The sequence below is a fragment of the Shewanella sp. genome, from assembly GCF_051658185.1.
GTDB lineage: Bacteria > Pseudomonadota > Gammaproteobacteria > Enterobacterales > Shewanellaceae > Shewanella.
Genome location: NZ_JBOFMC010000382.1, coordinates 1 through 8,484, shown reverse-complemented (window position 1 = coordinate 8,484; position 8,484 = coordinate 1). Strand labels below are relative to the sequence as shown.

The 8,484-nt window shown below is 46.5% G+C and carries 7 protein-coding genes; all 7 read left to right on the top strand.

The window, feature by feature from the left end:
* A partial coding sequence (locus ACRCZA_RS14320) for a glycosyl hydrolase family 65 protein (protein ID WP_438675079.1) occupies positions 1 to 1,335 on the top strand: 1,335 nt, incomplete at its 5' end.
* On the top strand, positions 1,328 to 1,978 hold the full coding sequence (pgmB, locus tag ACRCZA_RS14315; RefSeq protein WP_438675078.1) for a beta-phosphoglucomutase: 651 nt from the start codon (positions 1,328 to 1,330) through the stop codon (positions 1,976 to 1,978). The genes ACRCZA_RS14320 and pgmB, both read left to right, overlap by 8 nt.
* A gap of 51 nt (positions 1,979 to 2,029) precedes the next feature.
* Positions 2,030 to 3,157: an ABC transporter ATP-binding protein gene (locus ACRCZA_RS14310; RefSeq protein WP_438675077.1), complete on the top strand. Its 1,128-nt coding sequence runs from the start codon at positions 2,030 to 2,032 to the stop codon at positions 3,155 to 3,157.
* Between the two features lie 119 nt (positions 3,158 to 3,276).
* On the top strand, positions 3,277 to 4,272 hold the full coding sequence (locus ACRCZA_RS14305; RefSeq protein WP_438675076.1) for an OmpG porin family protein: 996 nt from the start codon (positions 3,277 to 3,279) through the stop codon (positions 4,270 to 4,272).
* A gap of 76 nt (positions 4,273 to 4,348) precedes the next feature.
* Positions 4,349 to 6,244 (top strand): amylosucrase, encoded by a 1,896-nt coding sequence (locus tag ACRCZA_RS14300; RefSeq protein ID WP_438675075.1) that lies wholly within the window; start codon positions 4,349 to 4,351, stop codon positions 6,242 to 6,244.
* 70 nt (positions 6,245 to 6,314) lie between these two features.
* On the top strand, positions 6,315 to 7,673 hold the full coding sequence (locus ACRCZA_RS14295; protein WP_438675074.1) for a PTS transporter subunit EIIB: 1,359 nt from the start codon (positions 6,315 to 6,317) through the stop codon (positions 7,671 to 7,673).
* A partial coding sequence (locus tag ACRCZA_RS14290; RefSeq protein WP_438675073.1) for an alpha-amylase family glycosyl hydrolase occupies positions 7,663 to 8,484 on the top strand: 822 nt, incomplete at its 3' end. The genes ACRCZA_RS14295 and ACRCZA_RS14290, both read left to right, overlap by 11 nt.

Below are 8,484 nucleotides of genomic sequence, written 5' to 3'. Positions count from 1 at the left end.
CGTTTTGGTATTGGCGCTAAAGGTCTCTCAGGTGAAGGCTATAAGGGCCACTCGTTCTGGGATACCGAAGTCTTCATGTTGCCGTTTTATATCTACACCATGCCCGAGGTTGCCCGCGGCCTGCTGGAATATCGCTACCAAACGTTGCCTGGTGCGCGCAAAAAAGCCCGAGATAATGGCTATATCGGGGCGCAATTCCCATGGGAGTCGGCCTTAAGCGGAGAAGAAGTGACCCCTGTATGGGGCGCGGTGGATATTGTGACCGGTAAATCGACCAAGATCTGGTCTGGATTTATTGAGCAACATATCACTTGCGATATTACCAATGCTGTGTGGCAGTACTACCAGATCACCGGCGATCAAGTCTTTATGGATGAGATGGGCTACGAGATCATGTTTGATACTGCAACCTTCTGGTGCAGTCGTCTTGAGTGGCTCACTGATCGTAATCAGTGGGGCATTTGCAATGTGATTGGCCCTGATGAATATAAAGAGCACGTTAATAACAACGCCTTTACCAACTATATGGCAGTGGAAAATATTCGCTTAGCGATTCGTTATTACGATGACTTGGCGAAAAATAATCCGGCTATTTTGGCGCAACTTGAAGCCAAGTTAGATTTAACTGCCGCACGTAAATTATGGTTAGAGCGGGTTGAGCATATCTATCTGCCACAGCCGCGTGCGCAAGATAAAGTGATTCCACAAGATGATACGTATTTGCAAAAAGAGATCATTGATCTGACAAAATACAAAGAGCAGCCGTTTGTGGGGGGACTGTTCCAAGATTACAACTTAGAACAAGTCAACCAGATCCAGGTGTCTAAGCAAGCCGATATCATGGTGCTGTTTTATCTGCAGGAAGCCAAATTTGATCTTGCGACGAAAGTGGCTAACTGGAATTACTACGAGCCAAAAACCCTGCATGACTCCTCGTTAAGTCTGTCCACACATAGCGTGTTGGCCGCCGATGTGGGTAATGGCACCTTGGCGTATGACTTATTTGCACAAGCCGCAGCTATTGATATTGGCCAAAATATGAAGAGCTCTGATCACGGTATTCACGCCGCATCGATGGGCGGAATTTGGCAGTGTGTGGTCTGTGGCTTTGGCGGGGTACGTTTGCTCGATGGCACCTTGCGAATTAAACCTAACCTACCGGCGCAGTGGCAACAGATTAATTTCCCATTGTTCTATCAAGGTCAGCGTTTAGAGATCAGTGTTGATAATCAAAGTGTTTCTATTGTGCGTCGTGAAGCCGGTGCGCCATTAGAAATGGAGATTTTTGGCCAAATGCGTGTAATTGACCAAGCTGAGGTGCTGTTTCGTGTGTAAAGCATTTATTTTTGATTTAGATGGTGTGATCACCGATACCGCCGAGTTGCATTATCAAGCGTGGCTGAAAATGTCCAATGAAGAAGGCTATTACTTTGATCGGGAAATCAATGAGCAGCTGCGTGGTGTGTCTCGTCGTGCATCTTTAAATATAATTCTGGCTGGGCAAGCGATTAGCGATGATAAAGCCGATGAGTTGATGACGCGCAAAAATGGCTATTACTTGCAATTACTAGAAACGCTAAGCCCCAGCGATGTACTGCCTGGTATGCATAATTTGCTACTGGAATTAAATGCACGTGGCATTAAAGTGGCGCTGGCCTCTGCGAGCAAAAATGCTCGGCCGATTTTGCACAAACTGGGCTTAATGCCGCTGTTTGATGCCATTGGAGATGGCTGGTCGGTGGCTCGCTCGAAACCGGCTCCGGACGTGTTTATTCATGCCGCTGGGCAAGTGGGCATTAATGTGCACGATTGCATTGTGGTGGAAGATGCTGAAGCCGGCATTGAAGCGGCCAAAGCCGCCGGTATGCAGGTGGTCGGCATTGGCCCAATGCAGCGTATCGGTGCGGCGCATTGGTGTTTTGCTGATACCTGCGAGTTAAATCTGGCGCAGATACTCGGTGAGCGTAACGCCGCCTAATGGACGGTTGGGGGTGCATGCACCCCCACATTAGATGGAAAGGGATTGCATATGGCTCAGTTAGAACTGCGTAACATTAATAAAGTGTATGAAGATGGCGCGCACATTATTAAAAATGCCAATTTAAATATTGAAGATGGAGAATTTACCGTTTTTGTTGGCCCATCGGGGTGCGGTAAATCTACCATGTTGCGTATGGTCGCGGGCTTAGAAGAAATAAGCTCTGGCGATATGAAACTTGATGGTGAAGTGGTTAACCATATGTCGCCAACAGAGCGCGGCATTGGTATGGTATTTCAGTCTTATGCGCTTTATCCGCATATGACAGTGCAAGAAAACATTGCCTTTGGTTTAAAGTTGGCCAAAGTGCCAGAGAAAGATATTACTCAGCGCGTAAGTGATGTCGCGGACATGCTGGAATTAACCCAGTTATTAAAGCAGCGACCCAGCCAATTATCCGGCGGTCAACGTCAGCGTGTGGCTATTGGTCGTGCTATTGTGCGCAACCCAAAGCTTTTTTTATTAGATGAACCCCTGTCAAATTTAGATGCTTCATTACGCGTCAGAATGCGTTTGCAATTAGCCGAATATCATAAAAAGCTAAAATCAACAGTAATTTATGTAACCCATGATCAGGTTGAAGCGATGACACTCGCCGACAAAATCGTGGTCTTAAGAGGTGGGCAAATTGAACAAGTGGGGTCGCCATTAGAATTATATTATTTCCCACAAACGTTGTTCGTCGCTGGATTTATTGGCTCACCAAAAATGAATTTGTTGCCGGCGACATTAAAAGCCGCTACGCAAAATCAAGCTATCGTTGAAGTCGGTGACTACAGTTTTGGGGCGGATGTGGATGCCACCTTAGCCACGAATGGCGCACTGATGACATTGGGCATAAGACCTGAAGATATATTGCTTGATGCGCAAGGTGTTGGCGTGATTGTGGAAGGTGTGGAACGTTTAGGTACCGAATCCCTGCTTTATACAACTTTAGTGCATGGAGGGCAAGAGGTGTTGGTGCGCGTACCGGGCACCCTAAAAGTTGAATTAGGTCAGCGCCTTGATATTCGTATTCCTGCAGAAAAATGTCATTTATTTGACAATAAGGGTAAGGCATTTAATCGAGGCCGTACACTGGCGCAATTGATTACGCCACCACCCAAGCTAAATTCATAACCATATAACAATAAAATATAACCCTCTTTTTATGAGGGGGTTGCTTGCCAAATAAAAGGATTTAATCAATGACAGCTAAATTTAATTTAAATACCTTTGCCGTATTAGTCGGCGCGATCATGCTTAACCCTGCAGTAAAAGCAGATGAAGAAATAAATAGCGAAAATTCACATGGCCGAGAGCGTAGCATTGCGCTGAGTGATAAAGTCTCCCAGCTAAAAGATGAATATAGCACCGCTGAATTATTAGCCGCATTAGGCCAGTCAAAGCAAGATGAAGGTAAATTCCATGGTTCGCTAGGATCAAACATGGAAGTTGAGCATGTCGACCGTGAGGATGGTTTAGCTGAAGGTAAAATAAAGTTCACGTTAGCCCAGGGTAATTTTCGCCATGATGATCTCCAAGGCTGGGATTTCGGTTTTTACTCTGGTAGAGAAGAGCTATACAACGGCAATATTACCCATGCAAATTATAATCGTGGTGTAAACTCAATTCATGAATTATTTGTAAATCGCACCTATAAAATGCAAAGCGGTTATTATGGTTGGGGCACAAAGTTGGCTATGGAAAGCGCAGATAAGCGCACCACGCCAGAAGTGAAAATTTTTGGTGGCTATAACATAACTGAACGCTTAACGGCTAGCGGTTATGCCATGTACCACGTCGAATATAAGCGTAATGCCGGTGAATTTGATTATTGGGAAATGGAGCCTGGTTTAGGTTACAAACTCAATGAAACAACGGGCATGTGGCTTAATGTTCGTTACCAAGAAGGTCAATGGCAACCAAAATCTGGCAACAATGAAAATGAGCGCGAATGGTTTATCAAACCAGGGGTTTGGCATAATTGGGGCAAACTGACCACGTCATTGTGGGGTGAATTTGGCATCTTCGATAAAGAAAAAGATGGCAATAGCGATCCTTTGTGGCGTGAAAAATATGCAAAATATGGTGTATCGGCTAATTACCCATTGACCACGGCTTGGAACGTATTTGGGGAGTTTAGCTATAAGAGTATTTCATACGATAACTATGACTACAATAATGGCGGCAAAAAAAATCGATTTGGTGGCTATATTCCATTGTTTGTGCTTGGTGTGAATTATAATTTTTAATTAACTTAAGTAAATAGTAACGGCGGCTAAGTGAGCTGCCGTTACTGTTATTGGTTTAGCAAGGAGCAAGTAACTAATGACAACGGTCCCCCTATCCGGTCAACTGGCAGATTTGATCCAGACTGTTAAATGGCCTAAAATGCGTAAAGATGATCGTGAATTATTCAAACAGCGTTGGCAGTTGCATGGTCATGAGTTGCTTAATCATTGGCAGCAATTATATTCAAATGCTAACCTCGCACTGCATGATCTTATACAAGTGTTAGTCAATGGTTTTGCGCAGCGTAGCCGCAGCCTTAAAGCATTGGACGCGGCCCGTTTAGCTGAGCCCGATTGGTTTAGACGCAATGATCGGGTTGGCATGGCGATGTATGTTGATCTCTATGCCGGTGATTTTCAGGGCTTAATAGCGAAGATCCCGCAATTACAGCAGCAAGGTATCAACTATTTACATTTAATGCCATTGTATTTATCGCCAGAAGGTAACAGCGATGGCGGTTATGCCGTATCTGATTATCGGCAAGTGGATAAAAATTTAGGCAGCAATAAAGATTTAGCCCAGTTAGCGCAGGCGTTGCGCACGGCGGGGATTTCTTTAGTGCTGGATTTTGTATTTAATCACACCGCCGATGAGCACGCCTGGGCGAAAGCGGCCCGTCAAGGGCAAGCGCCTTATAATGGCTATTACTATTTTTTTGACGAGCAAGCTGAGGTTGATGCTTATAACCAGACTTGCCGAGAAATTTTCCCCAGTGTGCGCCGAGGTAGTTTCACGTATTTATCTGATGTCAACAAGTGGGTTTGGACGACGTTTAATAGTTTTCAATGGGATTTAAATTACCGCAACCCCCACGTTTTTACTGCGATCACAGATGAAATGCTTTATTTGGCCAATATCGGTTGCGAAGCACTGCGTCTTGATGCGCTGGCTTTTATATGGAAAGAAAAAGGTACTCTCTGCGAAAGCTTGCCGCAAGCACATACCTTGATCCGTGCGTTTAATGCCTGCTTACAGATTGTGGCGCCTGCGGTGGTGTTTAAATCCGAAGCGATTGTGCATCCAGATGAAGTGGTAAAATATATCGACAAGCAAGAGAGCCAACTCTCTTATAATCCTTTGCTTATGGCACTGATGTGGGAAAGTTTGGCAACGCGGGAGACTAAATTATTAACCGCTTCACTTAAAAAAAGCTTTGCTATCAGTGAGGCGTGCAGTTGGGTGAATTATATACGTTGCCATGATGATATCGGTTGGACTTTTGATGATGAGATCTCCGCAAGTCTAGGTATTAACGGTTATGATCACCGGCGTTTTTTAAATAATTTTTACACCGGCCAATTTGCTGGCAGCTTTGCCAAAGGGGTGCCATTTCAAGCTAACCCAACCACCGGTGATTGCCGTGTGTGTGGCTCGCTGGCCTCACTGGCCGGTTTAGAGTGTGCGCTGGAAAATAAAGACCAAGAGGCACTGCGCTTAGCGCAAGGACGGATTTATTTGCTAAACAGCCTTATTATGAGCATTGGCGGTATCCCATTGCTATTTCAAGGCGATGAGGTAGCGGCACTTAATGACTACCGTTATCTGAACGATGAATTTAAACAAGAGGATAGTCGCTGGGTCAATCGCCCTGATCTTGCCAGTGGCTTGCCGTTGTCTTTAGCGCAACAAGAAATCGCAACGAAACTAAGTGATTTAATAAAGCTAAGAAAATCTCTGCCGGTATTAGGTAACGCCAGCACGATGATATTAGAGACGTATCGGCCATCATTATTTGCCTTTGTTCGTGCGCGTAGCTCGGGTGATAAATTATTGGTGATTGCTAACTTCAGTGAGCAAGCTGTCTCTGTGCCTAGTTCGATTGGTGATTGTGTTGGGGGGCGCGTGCTCACCGACCAATTAAGCGGAGAGAAAATAGGTGGCGATGAATTTACATTTATGGCTTACCAAGTGCGCTGGCTAACGTTGCAATAAATAGGATCAAAGGCAGGCCGCTCAAGCCTGCATTTTTGTTATTACATAAATTGGGGTTAGGTCGGCAGGGATGAACGAAAATATAAACCTATTATTAGCTTCGCTCGGGGGCAAGCAGAACATTGTGCAGACGGCGCACTGTTTAACCCGCTTGAGAATAGCGTTGCAGGACCCAAAACAAGTTGATATGGCGATGATTAAGCGCCTTACCGAGGTTAAAGCATGCTTATTACAAGGTAATGAATGCCAAATTGTGCTGGGCATGCAGGTTGAGCAATGGTTTTGTCAGCTCAATCGCCAACTTAACGCCGCGCCATCAGAAGCGCCGCACTCACCCCATCACAGTGCTGCGACGGCGAATACGCGCTGCTGGGCGGGAGGGCGAAATCAATGCGCCGCGCTCAATACGCTTGTGGCGCGAGCGTTAGTGCCGCTATTTGGTTTTTTATTTTTTTCTTCGCTGTGTTTAGGTCTGCAGCAGGCGTGGTTGCTGTGGGGCGAAGGCGTATTACTGCCGGTATCACTGGCACGGGTTTGTCAAAGTTTGCCTTATCTTGTGCCGATTGCGTTATGCGCTGCCGCGGCGAACGTAACGGGAGGCAATTTTGCGCTCGCTCTGTTGCTGGGGGTAGCCTGCGTATGTTACGCCCACCCGCAAGTGTTGCCATTTACCGCGGGAGAGCCGACGGCGTTGGCCGCCGGCTTAATTCTTAGTAGCTTACTTGTTGGCGGTGTATTTGGTTTTATCGAATCGAGGTGCCGGCAACGGACCGCACTGCATTGGGGCAATGTGGCAGCGCCTGGTTTGGCATTTATCTGCAGCTACGCCCTAGTGATAGTGCTATTGCCGGTTGTTAATGCGGGCGCGCAAGTAGTCAATCAGGCGCTGCTTGGTGTGTGGCAAAGCGCTTATGGCGCCTTAGTGGGCGCGCTATTTGCCGGTGGCTATGCGCTTTTGGCGCGGCGTGGACAACATCACTGGCTGACGTTGCTGGATTTGCAGCTATTTATTGTCCATGGTTTTGTACTGCTATGGCCGCTGATTGTACTGTCTAATTTAGCGCAAGCGGGAGCGGCGCTTGGTTGCAGTTGGTTCTGGCCTGCCCGAGCGCGGCAAACTGCACGGGCGGCGGTCAAAGATGCGCTTTGGGGGCTCACTGAGCCAGTGATGTATAGCATTAACTTAACCTATCGTTATCCATTTTATTGCGCGCTGTTTGGTAGTGCGCTAGCAGGCTTACTGGCCAGTTATTTTTCACTGACCGCTTTTAATATCGGCAGTGGGGGTTGGCTGGCGATCGTCAGTTTACCTGCTCGCGTGTGGCCGACATTTTTCGCTATTGCCCTTTTGGCCTTTGGTGCGCCATGGCTTGGTTGCGTGCTGTATTCCTCTCCTTTGCTGAACAATAGGGTAAGTAATGCATCATAAAATAATTAATACAGCGCACTGGTGGCAAAGCGCAGTGATTTATCAGATTTACCCTAAATCATTTCAAGACTCTACCGGCAGTGGCATGGGCGATTTAAGGGGAATTATTGCCCGCTTAGATTATCTTGCTGCGTTGGGCATTGATGCGATTTGGCTAACACCTATTTACACCTCGCCGCAGGTAGATAACGGTTATGACATCAGCGATTACTATCAAATAGATCCACGCTTTGGAACTTTGGCTGACTTTTCAGCCTTAGTGGCGGCCGCGCATGGCCGTGGTATACGCATCATCATGGATATTGTCGTCAATCATACCTCGACTGAGCATAAGTGGTTTAAGTACGCGCAAGGTGATCTACAGAGTCCCTATCGGGATTATTATATTTGGCGTGATCCGGTAGATGATCACGCGCCAAATAATTGGGTATCAAAGTTCGGTGGGAGTGCGTGGACTTTGGATAAACCCAGTGGGCAGTATTATTTGCATTTATTTGCCAAGCAGCAGGCGGATTTAAATTGGGAAAATCCGGCGGTGCGAGATGAAGTAAAAGAAGTGCTTAAGTTTTGGTCAGCGCAGGGCGTTGATGGTTTTCGCTTAGATGTGATTAATTTAATTTCTAAGTCGCAAGACTTTGCAGATGATTTATCTGGTGATGGGCGACGTTTTTATACCGATGGTCCGCGGGTACATGAATTTTTAGCACAATTAAATCAAGCGGTGTTAAAACCGCTGGGCGCTATGACGGTGGGCGAGATGTCGTCAACGACGCTAGCGCATTGTCAGCGTTATGCGGCACTCACGGGTCAT

Coding starts and splice junctions, on each gene's coding strand:
- ACRCZA_RS14310 (WP_438675077.1), top strand. CDS start 2,030: ATGGCTCAGTTAGAACTGCGTAACATTAATAAAGTGTATGAAGATGGC.
- ACRCZA_RS14305 (WP_438675076.1), top strand. CDS start 3,277: ATGCTTAACCCTGCAGTAAAAGCAGATGAAGAAATAAATAGCGAAAAT.
- ACRCZA_RS14300 (WP_438675075.1), top strand. CDS start 4,349: ATGACAACGGTCCCCCTATCCGGTCAACTGGCAGATTTGATCCAGACT.
- ACRCZA_RS14295 (WP_438675074.1), top strand. CDS start 6,315: ATGAACGAAAATATAAACCTATTATTAGCTTCGCTCGGGGGCAAGCAG.